The organism is Agrobacterium bohemicum, assembly GCF_001562555.1.
Taxonomy (GTDB): domain Bacteria; phylum Pseudomonadota; class Alphaproteobacteria; order Rhizobiales; family Rhizobiaceae; genus Agrobacterium; species Agrobacterium bohemicum.
Genome location: NZ_KQ961031.1, coordinates 157927 through 172229, shown reverse-complemented (window position 1 = coordinate 172229; position 14303 = coordinate 157927). Strand labels below are relative to the sequence as shown.

The 14303-nt window shown below is 57.4% G+C and carries 17 protein-coding genes; 8 read left to right on the top strand and 9 right to left on the bottom strand.

The window, feature by feature from the left end:
• The first annotated feature begins 154 nt into the window (after positions 1-154).
• Positions 155-880: a sulfate transporter family protein gene (locus tag ATO67_RS15550; protein ID WP_067651144.1), complete on the top strand. Its 726-nt coding sequence runs from the start codon at positions 155-157 to the stop codon at positions 878-880.
• Here the strand turns inward: ATO67_RS15550 and nth are convergent.
• Positions 854-1624, bottom strand: coding sequence for an endonuclease III (gene nth / locus ATO67_RS15545; protein ID WP_067651141.1), 771 nt, complete (start codon positions 1622-1624; stop codon positions 854-856). The genes ATO67_RS15550 and nth overlap by 27 nt on opposite strands.
• 36 nt (positions 1625-1660) lie before the next feature.
• On the opposite strand from nth, the gene ATO67_RS15540 reads away from it, so the two are divergent.
• The 4 genes from ATO67_RS15540 to ATO67_RS15525 all read left to right on the top strand — a co-directional run bounded on the left by ATO67_RS15540 (position 1661) and on the right by ATO67_RS15525 (position 3690).
• The gene (locus ATO67_RS15540) at positions 1661-2143 is read left to right on the top strand and encodes a DUF2244 domain-containing protein (protein ID WP_103089148.1); all 483 of its coding nucleotides are present in this window, start codon (positions 1661-1663) and stop codon (positions 2141-2143) included.
• 69 nt (positions 2144-2212) lie between these two features.
• A complete protein-coding gene (locus ATO67_RS15535; RefSeq protein ID WP_067651138.1) occupies positions 2213-3085 on the top strand; it encodes a methylated-DNA--[protein]-cysteine S-methyltransferase in 873 nt (290 codons plus the stop codon).
• 68 nt (positions 3086-3153) lie between these two features.
• On the top strand, positions 3154-3390 hold the full coding sequence (locus ATO67_RS15530; protein ID WP_067651135.1) for a CopG family ribbon-helix-helix protein: 237 nt from the start codon (positions 3154-3156) through the stop codon (positions 3388-3390).
• Between the two features lie 6 nt (positions 3391-3396).
• The gene (locus tag ATO67_RS15525) at positions 3397-3690 is read left to right on the top strand and encodes a type II toxin-antitoxin system RelE/ParE family toxin (RefSeq protein WP_067651395.1); all 294 of its coding nucleotides are present in this window, start codon (positions 3397-3399) and stop codon (positions 3688-3690) included.
• Positions 3691-3696: 6 nt separating this feature from the next.
• Here ATO67_RS15525 and ATO67_RS15520 read toward each other — a convergent pair whose 3' ends face one another.
• Positions 3697-4680: a sugar-binding transcriptional regulator gene (locus tag ATO67_RS15520; protein WP_067651132.1), complete on the bottom strand. Its 984-nt coding sequence runs from the start codon at positions 4678-4680 to the stop codon at positions 3697-3699.
• Between the two features lie 207 nt (positions 4681-4887).
• On the opposite strand from ATO67_RS15520, the gene tal reads away from it, so the two are divergent.
• Positions 4888-5844 (top strand): transaldolase, encoded by a 957-nt coding sequence (gene tal, locus ATO67_RS15515; protein WP_067651129.1) that lies wholly within the window; start codon positions 4888-4890, stop codon positions 5842-5844.
• Positions 5845-5936: 92 nt separating this feature from the next.
• On the opposite strand, the gene ATO67_RS15510 is transcribed toward tal, so the two are convergent.
• Positions 5937-6704 carry an IclR family transcriptional regulator gene (locus tag ATO67_RS15510; RefSeq protein WP_067651125.1) on the bottom strand — a complete coding sequence of 256 codons (768 nt, stop codon included), beginning with the start codon at positions 6702-6704 and terminating at the stop codon, positions 5937-5939.
• Positions 6705-6840: 136 nt separating this feature from the next.
• On the opposite strand from ATO67_RS15510, the gene ATO67_RS15505 reads away from it, so the two are divergent.
• Entirely contained in the window at positions 6841-7572 is a 732-nt protein-coding gene (locus ATO67_RS15505; RefSeq protein WP_067651122.1) for an SDR family oxidoreductase, read from the top strand.
• A gap of 61 nt (positions 7573-7633) precedes the next feature.
• Here ATO67_RS15505 and ATO67_RS22495 read toward each other — a convergent pair whose 3' ends face one another.
• From ATO67_RS22495 to ATO67_RS15485, 5 genes are all read right to left on the bottom strand, one after another.
• Positions 7634-7807, bottom strand: coding sequence for a DUF1328 domain-containing protein (locus ATO67_RS22495; protein WP_077105863.1), 174 nt, complete (start codon positions 7805-7807; stop codon positions 7634-7636).
• Between the two features lie 128 nt (positions 7808-7935).
• Complete coding sequence (locus ATO67_RS15500) at positions 7936-8787, bottom strand: metal ABC transporter permease (RefSeq protein ID WP_067651119.1); 852 nt, start codon at positions 8785-8787, stop codon at positions 7936-7938.
• Complete coding sequence (locus tag ATO67_RS15495) at positions 8784-9644, bottom strand: metal ABC transporter permease (protein WP_067651116.1); 861 nt, start codon at positions 9642-9644, stop codon at positions 8784-8786. The genes ATO67_RS15500 and ATO67_RS15495 overlap by 4 nt, the downstream gene beginning before the upstream one ends.
• Positions 9637-10524, bottom strand: coding sequence for a manganese/iron ABC transporter ATP-binding protein (locus ATO67_RS15490; RefSeq protein WP_425352222.1), 888 nt, complete (start codon positions 10522-10524; stop codon positions 9637-9639). Before ATO67_RS15490 ends, ATO67_RS15495 begins: the two co-directional genes overlap by 8 nt.
• Positions 10524-11414, bottom strand: a complete 891-nt coding sequence (locus ATO67_RS15485; protein WP_067651110.1) for a metal ABC transporter substrate-binding protein — start codon at positions 11412-11414, stop codon at positions 10524-10526. Before ATO67_RS15485 ends, ATO67_RS15490 begins: the two co-directional genes overlap by 1 nt.
• 334 nt (positions 11415-11748) lie before the next feature.
• Between ATO67_RS15485 and ATO67_RS15480 the strand changes: the two genes are divergently transcribed.
• Positions 11749-12672, top strand: a complete 924-nt coding sequence (locus ATO67_RS15480) for a hypothetical protein (RefSeq protein WP_067651392.1) — start codon at positions 11749-11751, stop codon at positions 12670-12672.
• Positions 12673-12772: 100 nt separating this feature from the next.
• Here ATO67_RS15480 and lysS read toward each other — a convergent pair whose 3' ends face one another.
• Entirely contained in the window at positions 12773-14263 is a 1491-nt protein-coding gene (gene lysS / locus ATO67_RS15475) for a lysine--tRNA ligase (RefSeq protein WP_067651389.1), read from the bottom strand.
• Positions 14264-14303: the final 40 nt, after the last annotated feature.

The window sequence follows — 14303 nt, the reverse complement described above, 5'->3', positions numbered from 1 at the left end:
TAGTTGCTTTCCTTCAAGTGCAAAATGGCGGGTTGAAATTTTTCTTTGCAGGAGACCGGTGGATTCTTGTCGGAGATCCTGTAGGTCCCTATGTCCACATCCACCTGCGAGCGATTCCGCGTCGCCTGTAAATCAGCCAAAAGGGAGGCAACGAATGATTTTTGATGCAGCGCGAGATGCTTTCAGGAATCTTTTTGCTCCAGAGACACGGTCGGTGTTCTGGAAGTGCCTCGGGCTGACGATTTTGGTGCTTGTTGGCCTCTGGTTTGCCATCCGTGGCATCTTCATTTGGCTTGCATTGCCATGGCTTGATTCGCTCGTTCCCAGCATGCCGGAATGGGCGGGCTGGATGAGCTTTATTCTGGCCATCATTGCGGGCATCGGGCTTGCGCTCGCCCTGGCTTTGCTGATCTCGCCGGTCACCGCCGTGATTGCCGGTCTGTTTCTGGATGATGTAGCCGAAGTCATTGAAAAGAAAGATTATCCCAACGATCCGCAAGGCACGGCCATGCCGCTGTCACAGGCCATTCCGTCGTCCCTGAAGTTCTTCGGCATCGTCATTCTAGGCAACCTGATTGCGCTCATGTTGCTTCTGGTTCCCGGCGTCAATCTCGTCGCGTTTTTTCTGGTCAACGGCTATTTGCTGGGTCGGGAATTCTTCGAATTTGCGGCCATGCGCTTCCGCACACCTGCGGATGCGCGCGCCTTCCGCTCGAAGCACGGCACGACGGTTTTCATGGCCGGTCTGGTGATTGCGGCCTTCCTCGCCGTGCCGTTTCTCAACCTTTTGACGCCGCTTTTTGCCGCGTCGCTGATGGTGCATCTGCACAAATCCATCAGCCGCCGCGATCCGTCATTCACCCGTCAACTGGGCCGGTAGTTCGACCAGCGGGGCTGGAATATCACAGGTTTTTTCCGGTGATTTGCACAAATCTGCAATCACGCAACGCTCGCATTCCGGCTTTCGCGCCTTGCAACAGTAGCGCCCGTGCAGAATCAGCCAGTGATGAGCGTGGAAAAGATACTCATCTGGAATGATTCGCACCAAGCGGTCTTCGACCTCATCCGGGGTTTTCCCCGGCGCGAGACAGAGCCGGTTTGCGATGCGAAACACATGCGTGTCCACCGCCAGTGTCGGAACGCCGAAGGCCATCGACATCACGACATTTGCGGTTTTGCGCCCAACACCCGGCAGCAGGATCAGCTCTTCACGGGTGCGCGGCACCTCGCCACCGAAATCGTCTATCAGCATCTGCGAGAGCGCGATGACGTTCTTTGCCTTGTTGCGATAAAGACCGATGGTCTTGATGTAGCCGATCAGCCGTTCTTCACCCAGTTCCAGCATCTTTTCCGGCGTATCCGCCACCTCAAATAGGCCGCGCGTTGCCCGGTTGACGCCAACATCGGTTGCCTGCGCCGAAAGCGCGACGGCCACCACCAGCGTGAACGGGTTGGAATGTTCCAGCTCCCCCTTCGGCTCCGGTCGCTGAATCGAGAAGCGGCGGAAAATCTCTTTGAGTTCATCCTGCGAATAGAGTGTCTTGACGCGCGCCGGCTTGCGACGAGATGTCGTATTTGACTTTTTCAGGATTTGGGTGCTGGATTTCTTCTTGGCAATTGTCATGGTCAGCTGTGGTTTCGCGCTATTGAGGACGGCAACGTGGACAGGGTAAACGAGCAGCCGGTTTTTGCAGCGGAACTTGTTCCTCATCGCTCCCTCGGGCGCAAGGGTTTTCGCATTCTTCTCGTTCTGACAGGCGCCGTCTGCCTTCTCTACGGCGTCTTCTTCATGGTCACAGGCGCATGGCCGATCGGGCTGTTTCTGGGTCTCGATTTTCTCCTGCTCTATGTTGCCTTCCGCGCGAACTACAGGGCTGCCAAAGCACGCGAAGAAGTGGTCGTGTCGCGCACCAATCTCTCCATCCGCAAGTTCTCCCCGGCAGGCCGCATGGTAGAACACCGCTTCAACCCGTTCTGGGCTCGTTTTCAGGTTCAGCGCCGTGATGATATCGGCATAACCTCCATGCATGTTTCAGGTGAGGGGCGGGTGACCGACATCGGCTCCTTCCTCAATCCGGATGATCGCGAAAGTTTTGCCAAGGCGTTTCGCGGTGCGCTCGCGACGGTTCGGTTGAAAATCTAGCTGGTCGAGCAAGAAACGGGTGGAGATAGGTGAAGCCCCGTGGTTTTGTGTCTACCAAGGAGATACGCCATGAACGCCAATATCATGCTGAAGGAAGACATCACGCCCGTTGGCTCTGACTATGAGACGGTGCGGCAGGTGATTGAAATTCTGACGGTGGAATACCGCGATCAGCCATCACTGGAAACCATCGCGGCGAAGCTTTCGCAATCCCCTACGCAATTGCAGAAAACCTTCACCCGCTGGGCCGGACTTTCTCCAAAAGCGTTTCTGCAAGCGGTAACGCTTGATCATGCCAAGCGGCTGCTGGGGCAAGAGCGGTTGCCGCTGCTGGAAGCCTCCATCGAGGTCGGCATGTCCGGGCCCGGACGCCTGCATGACCTGTTCGTGACCCACGAAGCCATGTCGCCGGGGGAATGGAAAGCCAAGGGTGCAGGCCTGCAAATCCGTTACGGTTTCCATCCGTCTCCCTTCGGTCTGGCGCTCATCATGAGCACAGATCGCGGGCTGGCCGGATGCGCCTTTGCTGATGCGGGTGAAGAAAAAGCCTGCTTCGAGGACATGTCGCGCCGCTGGCCCAATGCCGATTATATAGAAGACAGTACCGCCACCGCCCCCTACGCATCCCGCATCTTCGATCCTGCCAAATGGAAAAGCGAACAGCCTCTGCGGGTGGTTCTGCTTGGCACAGATTTTCAGGTCCGGGTCTGGCAGAGCCTCCTGAAAATTCCGCTGGGCAAAGCCGTCACCTATTCCCACGTCGCCAACGATATAGGCCAGCCCACGGCATCCCGCGCCGTCGGTGCCGCCATCGGCGCCAACCCCATCTCCTTCGTCGTCCCCTGCCACCGGGCGGTGGGCAAAAGTGGCGCGCTGACGGGGTACCACTGGGGGCTAACCCGCAAACGCGCTATGCTGGGCTGGGAAACGGGTAAGGTTTGATCCGGTCGCGGCGCATGTGATATAGGATATGAAACTCACATCTGCCGTGTGAAACCCATGGAAAGCATATGAAAAGCACGATCCAACTTTCCGACGACATTGACCGCCGTATCGATCTGGTTGCGGCGAAGAGCAGCTTGACACGAAGCCAAATCGTTGAGGAAGCTCTTGCCCACGGTCGATCGATCGCTTGGCAGGAGCAGTGGATCACTGGCGTGAAAGAGGGTTTGGACGACGCCGTAAAAGGAAATTTCGCCAGCGAAGAGGATATTGCCGAGGTTTTGAACCGTTACGATCAGGCTTGATTGTTTGTGCGCCTCGTTTGGACAAAGCGATATCTGAGAGAACTCGCCACCATCGGCGACTATATTGCCGAACAGAACCCTCGGGCGGCGGCCCGCATCGTCCGCCTCATTCACAAGACGACCAGAGACCTTCTCTCATCCAATCCGTTCATCGGACGGAGAGGGGAGATCGAGGGCACGCGAGAACTCGTCATATCGGGCACGCCCTACATTATTGCCTATGCCATTTTGGGCGATGACATCCAGGTTCTGTTCGTGCAACACGGCGCGTGCGAATGGCCCACTGCTCTTTCTGACTGATGTCGGTCACGGGGTCGTTTCTCCCAACTCCAGCAACGCCCTTGCCGCCGCCTCATCCGTAATCAGCGTGTTGCAGCCGATGCGATTGATGGTGGCGCGGATGGCGGTGGCGCGGTGGGCGCCGCCGGAGGCCAGCACGATGTGTTTTGCCTTCTTCAGCGTGTCCAAACCAATCGCCATGGCGCGCTGGTTGATGGGGTGATCGACCGAGCGTCCCTGCGCATCGATGAAGTTGAACATGGTGTCGCAGACGCAGCCTGCTGCCACCAGCTCATCATGGGTCTGTTTGGAAATGAAGCCTTCCGAAAGCGATGTGGAATGCGGTCCGATATCGCCGCAGCTGACAATGGCGAGGTCGAGATTTTCTGCCAGTTCGAACAGCGTGTTCAACCCGCATTTTTCGATCAGAGCGCGGCGCGTCTCTTCCGAGTCCACCAGCAACGGCGCAAGGAACATGTAGCATTCCGCCCCGAGCGCGCTTGCCAGACGCCACGTGTAATCCAGCGGATTGGTCTGGTGCACGGCGACGATGCCACCTAACAGCGATACGACCTTGCAGTTTTCGCGGCGCGGCGGGCGGAAGCTGGAGAGCGATGCGGTCATGGTGCGGCCCCAGCCGACGCCGATAGTGGCATTGTCAGGCACGGCTTCCGACAGGAACTGGCCGAGTGCCAGACCGACGGCCTTGGCGATGTCTTCTGCTTTGGCAGAAGCAGAGGGGATGATGATCGCCTCATCCAGTCCGTAGGCGGCCTCCAGCTTGATGGCGAGTTCGACGTAGTCCTCGATGCCTTCATTGATCCAGATCTGCACCTCGGATCGCTTCATGGCTTCGTCCAAAAGGCGGATGACGGTGGAGCGGCTGATGCCGAGTTTTTCCGCCACGTCCTTCTGTGTCATGCCCTGATTGTAATAGAGCCACGCCGCCCGCAGCCGCAAAGATGCGGCTTCCGAATAGGCTGTGTGGGTGTCTCTTCGCAGTTTCGCCACTGTTTTCGCCATGCTTGGAGGAAGCCGTCACTATGGCAGGCGTGAAACTTATGTCAATTGCATTGCGCAAATGTCTTGACTTTGTGATTGGCGCTGCGCGATACTTAACAATGAGAAAACAGCTTGGTTCCGGTATCGCACACAGGCGAGCGGCAGGAACGAAACCCGGCTGAAACGGTTTTCCAGAGATTACGAGGATCAATCAGCATGACATCCAAACTTGACCAGCTCCGTAAAATCACGACGGTTGTCGCCGATACCGGCGATATCGAGGCGGTCGCTCGACTGAAGCCGGTGGATTGCACCACCAATCCATCGATCATTCTCAAGGCACTTGGCACCCCGATGTTTGCCGATACCGTGAAAGAAGCCGTTTCCTGGGGTAAGAAGCAGGGTGGTGATTCCGATGCAGTGGTCAGCGCGATTGCGGACCGGCTGGCGATTTCCGTCGGTGCAAAGCTTGTCGAACTCGTTCCAGGTCGCGTTTCGACCGAAGTAGACGCCGACCTGTCTTTCGATACCAAGGCGTCCATCGCCAAGGCACATCAGATCATTGCCGGTTACAAGGAGCGCGGCATCGAGCGGGATCGCATTCTCATCAAGCTCGCCTCGACCTGGGAAGGCATCAAGGCGGCCGAAGTGCTTCAGGCCGAAGGCATCGATTGCAATTTGACTCTGCTGTTCTCGCAGGCACAGGCCATTGCCTGCGCGGAAGCAAAAGCATTCCTGATCTCGCCTTTCGTCGGGCGCATTCTTGACTGGTACAAGAAGTCCACCGGTGAGGACTACACGGCTGAGACCGATCCGGGCGTCGTTTCCGTTCGCAAGATCTACAATTATTACAAGGCCAACGGCATTGCCACCGTCGTCATGGGCGCTTCCTTCCGCAATGTCGGCGAGATCGAAGCCTTGGCCGGTTGCGACCGCCTGACCATCAGCCCGGCGCTGCTGGAAGAGCTGGAAAAGGACACCGGCACTCTGGAGCGCAAGCTTTCTGCTGATGATGCCAAGGCTGAGCCCTTGCAGTCTCTCGACGAGAAGGCCTTCCGCTGGCACCTCAATGAAGATGCCATGGCAACAGAAAAGCTGTCGGAAGGTATTCGCCAGTTCGCCAAGGATCTCGAATCCCTGCGTGGTATCATTCGCAAGCAACTGGCCGCTTAAATAATTCTGGAACCTTCGCGATAGTTGCTCGTTATTGAAGTATAATACCTCCAGTCAAGAAAACGCGATCGGTCCCCTGCCGGTCGCGTTTTTTATTGTCCGGCAGCCACTTCCGAGATTTTGCGGGCAGCATCGCAAATGAGCTCCACACAATCCTCAGCACTCGGCGCATCGCTGTTCAATGGCGTGATGTAGGGGCAGGTGACGACCGCAAGCGCCGTGCCATCAAGCGTCAATATGGGTGCGGAAATATTGCGAACGCCAGCGGTTTGAAGGCTGTTCATGCTCTCGTAGCCATCGGTCCTGATCTGCGCCAAACGCTCAAGCAGCCCTTCCGGCACGGATATCTCGTCACCGCCGCGTATCTGCTCGGCAATCATGATGTCGCGCTGCGCCTCCGTCTGGAAAGCGAGGAGCACATGGCCGGAGCCGGTGTTGAACAGGCTCATCTGGGCCCCGACCCGGATCGACAGCGCCCAGTAAGTCGAGGAATCCTGTTGGGCGATCACTGCTACGACGCCGCGATCATAAACGGCCAGATGGCAGGCCTGTCTCGCCCGGTTGGAGAAGTCGCGCATCACAGGGGCCGCAAAGGACACAAGCCTGCGCAGCGGCGCATGAAAATGGGCAAGGCCGAACAGTTTCAAGGTCAGGAAAAACCGGTCGCCATCCTGCCGCTCCACATAACCCCGGCGAACAAGGCGGTCCAGCATGCGGTAGAACTCGTTGGGACTTTTGCCAATGGCCTTTGCGATTTCCACTTGCGTCAGCCCGCCATCGGTGCTGGCCAGAAGCTCCAGAATATCCAGTCCCTTGTCCAGGGCAGGCGCGCGGTATTTATCGCTATCGTCTTCGATCATCTGGTTCCTGCATGGTGCGGATGAACAACGACCGCCACCGAGTTGACTTGACGCCATATAAATACACTGTTTACATATGAATTGTCGATCCGTATTCGACTGGATACATGCCCTTAAGGGTGGGAGGAGCAAACATATGGCGCAGGATTTCACTGGCCAGACAGTCGTCATTACCGCTGCGGGGCAGGGCATCGGCCGTGCCACGGCGGAAAGGTTCATCGAACTTGGCGCGCGCGTCATCGCGACGGATATCAACGAGGCGGCACTTGCCACTCTGACACATGCCGAAATCCGCGTCCTCAACGTTCTCGATGCCGATGCTGTCAAGGCTCTGGCAACAGAGATCGGCCGCGCCGATGTGCTGTTCAATTGCGCTGGCTTCGTCCATTCCGGCACCATTCTCGACTGCGATGAGAAAGACTGGGACTTTTCCTTCGACCTCAACGTCAAGGCCATGTATCGCACCTGCCGGGCATTTCTTCCCGCCATGCTGGACCACGGCAAGGGTGCCATCGTCAACATGTCGTCCGTGGCATCCAGCGTAAAAGGCGTGCCGAACCGTTTCGCCTACACCGCATCCAAGGCGGCGGTTATCGGCCTGACCAAATCCATCGCCTCGGATTTCGTCACCAAGGGCGTTCGCTGCAACGCCATCTGCCCCGGCACGGTGGACAGCCCGTCTCTGCATGAACGTCTGCGCGCAACAGGCAACTACGAACAGGCCCTTGCAGACTTCATCGCCCGCCAACCCATGGGCCGCATCGCCAAAGCGGAAGAGATCGCAGCGCTGGTGACGTATCTGGCTTCGGATGAGGCTGGTTTTACCACCGGACAGGCACATGTGATCGATGGCGGCTGGACGGCGTAAACGCAGCGCGACAAAAAAAGGCGGACCGTGGGGCCCGCCGTTTTCCGTCATAGTCTTCAGCTTAGAGGATTGCCTGTCCAGCCATCAGTGCCAGCACCAGGAAGATCACGAAGACCACCACGGCGATAAAGAACAGGATGCGAGCGATGCCCGCCGTCGCCGCTGAAATTCCGGTAAAGCCGAATACACCGGCAATCAGCGAAACTACGAAAAATATAAGAGCCCACTTCAGCATGGCCGTTCCTCTTGCGTCAATTGATGCGGTCGAACGCACACGCCAACGACCTGCCTATATTGACGCAAATCCAGCTATGAAGTTCCGCGGATTCTGAAATAATCTTTTCAATTGCGCACAATTGTCTTTTAAATTGCAGTTTCCACCCGGTTTGTGGCGCGCGCCTGCATTGTCGTGCGGAGAAACGCCAGAATGAACAGTGCCGTCATGACCAGAACGATGGTCGGGGCGGGCGCGCTGTCGATGAGGAAACTGGCCCAGATGCCAGTAATCGACGAGAAAACGGCGATGATAACGGCTGCCATCAGCATGCTGGAAAAGCGCCGCGTGATCAGGAAGGCGATGGCACCGGGCGCGACCAGCATGGCGACCGAGAGAATGATGCCGATGGCCTGCAGCGCGCCAACAACCGTCAGCGAAAGAACCGCCAGCAATCCGTAATGCAGCAGGCGCACCGGTAGGCCGATGGCTTTGGCGTGCTGCGCATCGAAGGCATGCACCAGCAGATCCTTGCGCAGCAGCACCAGAAACAGCGTCGCCGCCAGCGCGATCAGGCCGGTCTCGATGATGTCGCGCATGGTAACGCCCAGCATGTCGCCAAACAGGATGTGATCAAGATGCACGTCGCTCTGCACTTTCACATAAAGCACCAGCCCCAACCCGAACATGCCGGAAAAGACGATGCCGAGAACGGTGTCTTCCTTGATCCGGCTGTTTTCCTTGAGGAAGCCCGTGCCGAGCGCGCAGATCATGCCCGCGACGAAGGCGCCAATCGAAAAGGGAATGCCGACGATGTAGGCGATAACAACGCCGGGAAGAACGGCGTGAGAAACCGCATCCCCCATCAACGACCAACCTTTCAGCACCAGAATGCACGAGAGCATGGCCATCGGCACGGCAATCATCAGCGTGATCACGAAGGCATATTGCATGAAGGGCAGTTGGAACGGCAGAATTGCCAGTTGCAGGTTTTCGCTCATGGCGCTGTTTCCAATGCGGATTTCGCTTTCGCACGGGAGGCGAGATAGCCGTGTTTGGGGGCAAAAACAAAGGCTGTCAGGAAGATCAGCGTTTGCAGCACCACGATGATGCCGCCGGTCGCGCCATCGAGGAAATAGCTGAGATAAGCGCCGACGAAGCTGGTGGCTGCACCGATGCCGAAGCTCATGCCGATCAGCCGCTCGAACCTATCTGTCAGCAGATAGGCCGTGGCACCCGGCGTGACGACCATGGCGACCACCAGAAACGCGCCAACCGTCTGCAAGGCAGCAACCGTGGAGGCGGCGAGAAGGGTAAAGAAGATAATTTTCAGCAGTTCGGGGTTGAGACCCACGGTGCGGGCATGGTTTTCATCGAAAAACACCACCATGAAATCCCGCCACTTCACCGCCAGCACCAACAAGCTGATGCCGCCAATCAGTGCCAACTGAATCGTGTCTTCGGGTGTGATCGCGAGGATATTACCCAGCACGATGGTCTGGATATTAATCGATGTCGGCGACAGCGACACCATGAACAGACCAAGGCCGAAAAAGGACGTGAAGATCAGGCCTATGATCGCGTCTTCCTTCAGTCGGGTTTTCTGGTTCAGAAACAGCATGGCACCCGCTGCAAGCCCGCCGGACAGAAATGCGCCGAGGGAAAAGGGCAGGCCCAGCATATAGGCACCGGCAACACCGGGGACGATGGCGTGAGACAGCGCATCGCCGATCAGCGACCAGCCCTTCAGCATCAGATAGGACGACAGAAAACCGCAGACGCCGCCCACGAGAGCGCTGACCCAGATGGCGTTCAGCATGTAGGAATAGGTGAAGGGTTCCAGAAGAGTCTCAATCATGGCTCTTCGCTTTCGCCGTCGGGGTCGCCGTTCCGTCCTTGCTGTAAATCACGAAAGGACGCTCGTCGTCCGTTATGACCTTGACGCGGCGTGTGTCGGCATCGTCATGCAGATCGGCACCGCCGAGAATGAAGTGACGCAGGCTGCCGCCAAAGGCCTTTTGCAGGTTTTCTTCGGTGAACGTGTCTTCCGTCTTGCCGGAGGCAATGACCGTTCCCTTGACGAAGACGGCCCGGTCGCAAAACTCCGGTACGCTGCCCAGATTGTGGGTGGAAACCAGCATGATGCGGCCTTCGTCACGCAGCGCCTTCAACAGCGTCACGATCTGCTCTTCGGTGTTCACATCCACGCCGGTAAAGGGCTCGTCCAGCAGAATAACCTGGCCTTCCTGCGCCAGCGCGCGCGCCAGAAACACCCGCTTCTTCTGCCCGCCGGAGAGTTCACCGATCTGGCGCTTTCGGTACTCCACCATGTTGACGCGGGCCAGCGCTTCATCGACCATCTGGTGATCGCGCTTGGAGGGAATGCGCAGAAAATTCATATGGCCGTAACGGCCCATCATCACCACGTCTTCCACCAGAACCGGAAAGCTCCAGTCCACTTCTTCGGCCTGCGGTACATAGGCGACGAGGTTCTTCTTCAGCGCATCGCGAGCCGGCAGGTCGAAGATGGAAACCGCGCCTGCCGCCAGCGGCACGAAGCCCATAATGGCCTTGAAGATGGTGGATTTGCCAGCGCCATTGACGCCGACAAGGGCGGTTATCGTGCCGCGGGGGATGGAAAAGCTGGCGCTGCGCAGCGCCGTGTGGCCGTTTCGGTAGGTCACGGTTACATCATCGACGCTCAGTCCTGTCTCAGCGCCCTTTCGCTTCCCCATCATCATTTGGAAAGGCCTTTCACGATCGTTTCCGTGGTCACGCGCAAAAGATCGAGATAGGTCGGCACGGGCCCGTCGGCTTCGCTCAGCGAATCCACATAGAGAATGCCGCCGTAGGCAGCCCCGGTTTCCTTGGCCACCTGCTTGGCCGGGTCGGGAGAGACCGTGCTTTCGCTGAAAATGACCTGAATATTGTGCGCGCGCATCGCATCGATCACGCCGCGCACCTGCTGCGGAGTGCCTTGGCTATCGGCATTGACAGGCCACAGGAACAGTTCTTTCAGCCCGAAATCACGGGCCAGATAGGAAAATGCACCTTCGCTCGTCACCAGCCAGCGCTTGTCTTCCGGCAAAGCGGCGATGGCATCGCGCATCGGCTGTATCTCTTGTTTGATCTTGTCGGAATAGGCCTTGGCATTGGCGGCATAGATATCTGCATGATCAGGATCGATCTGCGCCAAAGCCTTACGGATGTTCTCGACATAGATGAGAGCATTGTCTGGAGACATCCAGGCATGCGGGTTGGGCTTGCCCTGATAGGCACCGCCGCTGATCGACATCGGCTGTACGCCGTCGCTCACGGTCACATTCGGCACGTCGGCAAGGTTTGCCAGAAATTTCTGGAACCACAATTCCAGATTGAGCCCGTTCCACAAAACAAGGTCGGCATTACGGGCCTTGAGAATGTCGCGCGGGGTAGGCTGGTAGTTGTGAATTTCCGCACCCGCTTTGGTGATGCTGTCCACCTCGGCTGCGTCACCGGCCACGTTGCGCGCCATGTCTGCGATGATGGTGAAGGTCGTCACGACCTTCGGTTTTTCGGCGGCCATCACTGAAAAAGGTAGGAAAAGCGCCGCGGCGGCCAAGACGTTGCGAAGTGTGGATACTGTCATCGCCCGATCAAACTCCTAATGCGATTAATTCGCAATATCAATTTGGGAGGAAAAGTGGCACTTGTCAACGCTATTGCAAATCATTCGCAAAAAATAAAATTGTGATGATTTTCGCGGAGTCCAAAAATGGTCCACTCGTCGGCCCGGATTCTTGCCTGAGTTAAATCTTCTTCAACAACAACACGTCAGAATTGATCCCTGCAAGTCTGCAGTTCTGCTGCTTCTGCACTCGTTATCGCTTGGCAATTTGGCTGGTGTGGCGATTTTCGGTTTATGGGCATGAAACGGGGTAGTTGATGTCGGAACGTTCGACGTGAAAGCAGTGTTCAAGAGAATACGGTTTTCTCGCAAGTTCGTATTGATTGGCGGTGCTGTCCTCCTTCTCGGGGGAGCATCCGGCATGGCCGCCGTTTTCGTCGGCAAAGAACGCCTGTTCGGCGCCTCCAGTGCATCGATCAACGGTCTCGAATGTACGTTGGTGCAATCCGTCAGTATCAAGAAAAACGGCTCGGTCTGGGTCCGCAAGTTCATCCGCACACAGGGTGGCGATGGTTCCGAACGCGTAAAGACAGCGCTTCGGGTCGCCAAAGCCATCTATAACCAGCAAAAACCAGATCTCGTGCAGGTTTCCGTTCTGGACCAGAATGGTCCAACCATGCGCTCGGACATGCGTGGGCGAGCGGTTGCCGCTCAGGTCGTTTTCATTCCCGACGTCAAAAAGCTCCCTGATGATGCGAGTGCCAAACCCTATTCCGCCTATTATTACGATGGCGCGCCTAGCGATGAAGGCGTTTTCTACGGATTGCGGGTCGATCTGCCGCTCGAAGACACCGAGAAACTGGCAACAGGCCTGAACGAGTTCACCGATTGTATCGATCTCGCCGCGAAGGAAACTCCGTCCGGACACGATGCCCCCGCCAAGGGCCATGACAAGCCAGAGGGCGGCCACGGGGAAGCAGCACCGGCAGGCGCTGACCATGCGCCAGAATCCGCCGAGGGCGCATCCCACGAAACTGCACCCGCAGCGGCGGGCCATGCAGCCGTGGACGACCCGGCACTTCTGACCTCAACGCCTGAGCATGACAGCGTTAGCATATTCAGTTTTGCTTATTTAAAGTCACTGATCTTCGGTAAAGGCCAGTCCACCGCTGTCGCAGCGGAACCGGAACACGGCCAGGCACCTGTTGCCGAAGAACCTGCCGCACACGATGAGGCCGCGTCCGAGAAGGTGGAAGAGGCTTCCAAGCCTGCTCATTGATCTGGACTTGACCCGCTAGCCCACCATCCGCACCGCAGAAACAAAAAAGCCGAAGGCGTTGTGGCCTTCGGCTTCTCATTCTTATCGATAACAGCCTGTATCAATCAGTCTTCTGGCGGCGCGCCGGAAACAGAATAACGTCGCGGATCGACGGTGCATTGGTCAGCAGCATGACCAGACGGTCCACGCCGATGCCGAGGCCACCGGCAGGTGGCATGCCCTGGTCGATGGCGTCGAGGAATTCGTCGTCCAGCTGCTTGTCCTTTTCGCCACGGGCATGCGCCTGTTCCAGCTGCTCCACCATCCGGCGGCGCTGTTCTTCCGGGTCGTTGAGTTCGGAGAAGGCATTACCCACTTCCCAGGCGTTGCAATAGCTCTCGAAACGCTCCACCAGACGCGGCTCGCCCGGGACTTCCTTGGCGAAGGGAGAGATGTCCTTGGGGAAATGCGTGACGTGGCTTGGCTGGATCAGTGTGGCCTCGACCTTTTCTTCAAAGATGAAGGCCAGACATTCGCCCCATGTCCAGTCCTTCTCGACCTCGAAACCGGCAGCCTTGGCGGCAGCGCGGGCTTCTTCGTCGGTCTTGATGGCCAGGAAGTCGATGCCCGTCGCTTCCTTCACAGCATCGGGCATCGGCACGCGCTTGAACGGTCCCTTGAAGGAAATCGTCTTGCCTTGAAACTCCAGTTCCGTCGTGCCGTGAATGGCAATGGCCAGCGTTTCGAACATGCGCTCGACCAGACCCATAATGTCTTCGTAGTCGGCATAGGCCCAGTAGCATTCCAGCATGGTGAATTCCGGATTGTGCCGGGTGGAAACACCTTCATTGCGGAAATTGCGGTTGATCTCGAACACCTTGTCGGAGAGGCCCGATACCAGCGTGCGCTTCAGGAACAGTTCCGGCGCAATGCGCAGATACATGTCCTGCTTCAGCGTGTTGTGGAAGGTCTTGAACGGGTCAGCCGTCGCGCCGCCATAGACGGTCTGCAACATCGGCGTTTCCACTTCGAGGAAAGCTTCCTCTTCCATGAAGCGGCGAATGCCGGAAATGATCTTGGAGCGCTGCTGGAAGCGCAGCTTGGATTCCTCGTTGGAGAGAATATCCAGATGGCGCTTGCGATAACGGATTTCGATGTCGGAAATACCGCTCCACTTCTCTGGCATCGGCAGCAGAGACTTGGTCAGCATGGTGATCTCTTCGGCGTTGATCGTCAGCTCTCCGCGCTTGGTGCGGCGCACCTTGCCGGTCACGCCAATGATGTCGCCAATATCGATCATCGGCAGCAGATCGCGGGCCTCTTGCGGCGTCGTGTCCTTGTGGCTGAAAATCTGCACCTTGCCGGATGCGTCATGGATATCCATGAACATGCCGGAATTGCGTGAGGAATAGACGCGACCAGCCACCGTCACCGTATCGCCGGTTTCGACGTCAGGCTCGATCTCGGCATATTTTTCGGCCAGCTCGGCATTGGTCAGCGTGCGGTGAAAATGCGCGGGGTAAACATCGCCAACCTTCTCGCGCAGCATCGCCAGCTTCTGGCGGCGCACTTCGGTCACGTCGGAGGAGAGGGCGGTGGTTGCCGCTCCCATGGGGGCTGTTGCAACCAGCGTTGCGGAGTTGTTTTCTGTT

What these genes read in the sequence shown, in the direction of transcription:
- ATO67_RS15495 (WP_067651116.1), bottom strand. Translation starts at nt 9,644, where the DNA reads ATGATTGAGACTCTTCTGGAACCCTTCACCTATTCCTACATGCTGAAC.
- ATO67_RS15535 (WP_067651138.1), top strand. Translation starts at nt 2,213, where the DNA reads ATGAACGCCAATATCATGCTGAAGGAAGACATCACGCCCGTTGGCTCT.
- ATO67_RS15510 (WP_067651125.1), bottom strand. Translation starts at nt 6,704, where the DNA reads ATGATCGAAGACGATAGCGATAAATACCGCGCGCCTGCCCTGGACAAG.
- ATO67_RS15485 (WP_067651110.1), bottom strand. Translation starts at nt 11,414, where the DNA reads ATGACAGTATCCACACTTCGCAACGTCTTGGCCGCCGCGGCGCTTTTC.
- ATO67_RS15530 (WP_067651135.1), top strand. Translation starts at nt 3,154, where the DNA reads ATGAAAAGCACGATCCAACTTTCCGACGACATTGACCGCCGTATCGAT.
- tal (WP_067651129.1), top strand. Translation starts at nt 4,888, where the DNA reads ATGACATCCAAACTTGACCAGCTCCGTAAAATCACGACGGTTGTCGCC.
- ATO67_RS15550 (WP_067651144.1), top strand. Translation starts at nt 155, where the DNA reads ATGATTTTTGATGCAGCGCGAGATGCTTTCAGGAATCTTTTTGCTCCA.
- ATO67_RS15505 (WP_067651122.1), top strand. Translation starts at nt 6,841, where the DNA reads ATGGCGCAGGATTTCACTGGCCAGACAGTCGTCATTACCGCTGCGGGG.
- ATO67_RS15500 (WP_067651119.1), bottom strand. Translation starts at nt 8,787, where the DNA reads ATGAGCGAAAACCTGCAACTGGCAATTCTGCCGTTCCAACTGCCCTTC.
- ATO67_RS22495 (WP_077105863.1), bottom strand. Translation starts at nt 7,807, where the DNA reads ATGCTGAAGTGGGCTCTTATATTTTTCGTAGTTTCGCTGATTGCCGGT.
- nth (WP_067651141.1), bottom strand. Translation starts at nt 1,624, where the DNA reads ATGACAATTGCCAAGAAGAAATCCAGCACCCAAATCCTGAAAAAGTCA.
- lysS (WP_067651389.1), bottom strand. Translation starts at nt 14,263, where the DNA reads ATGGGAGCGGCAACCACCGCCCTCTCCTCCGACGTGACCGAAGTGCGC.
- ATO67_RS15490 (WP_425352222.1), bottom strand. Translation starts at nt 10,524, where the DNA reads ATGATGGGGAAGCGAAAGGGCGCTGAGACAGGACTGAGCGTCGATGAT.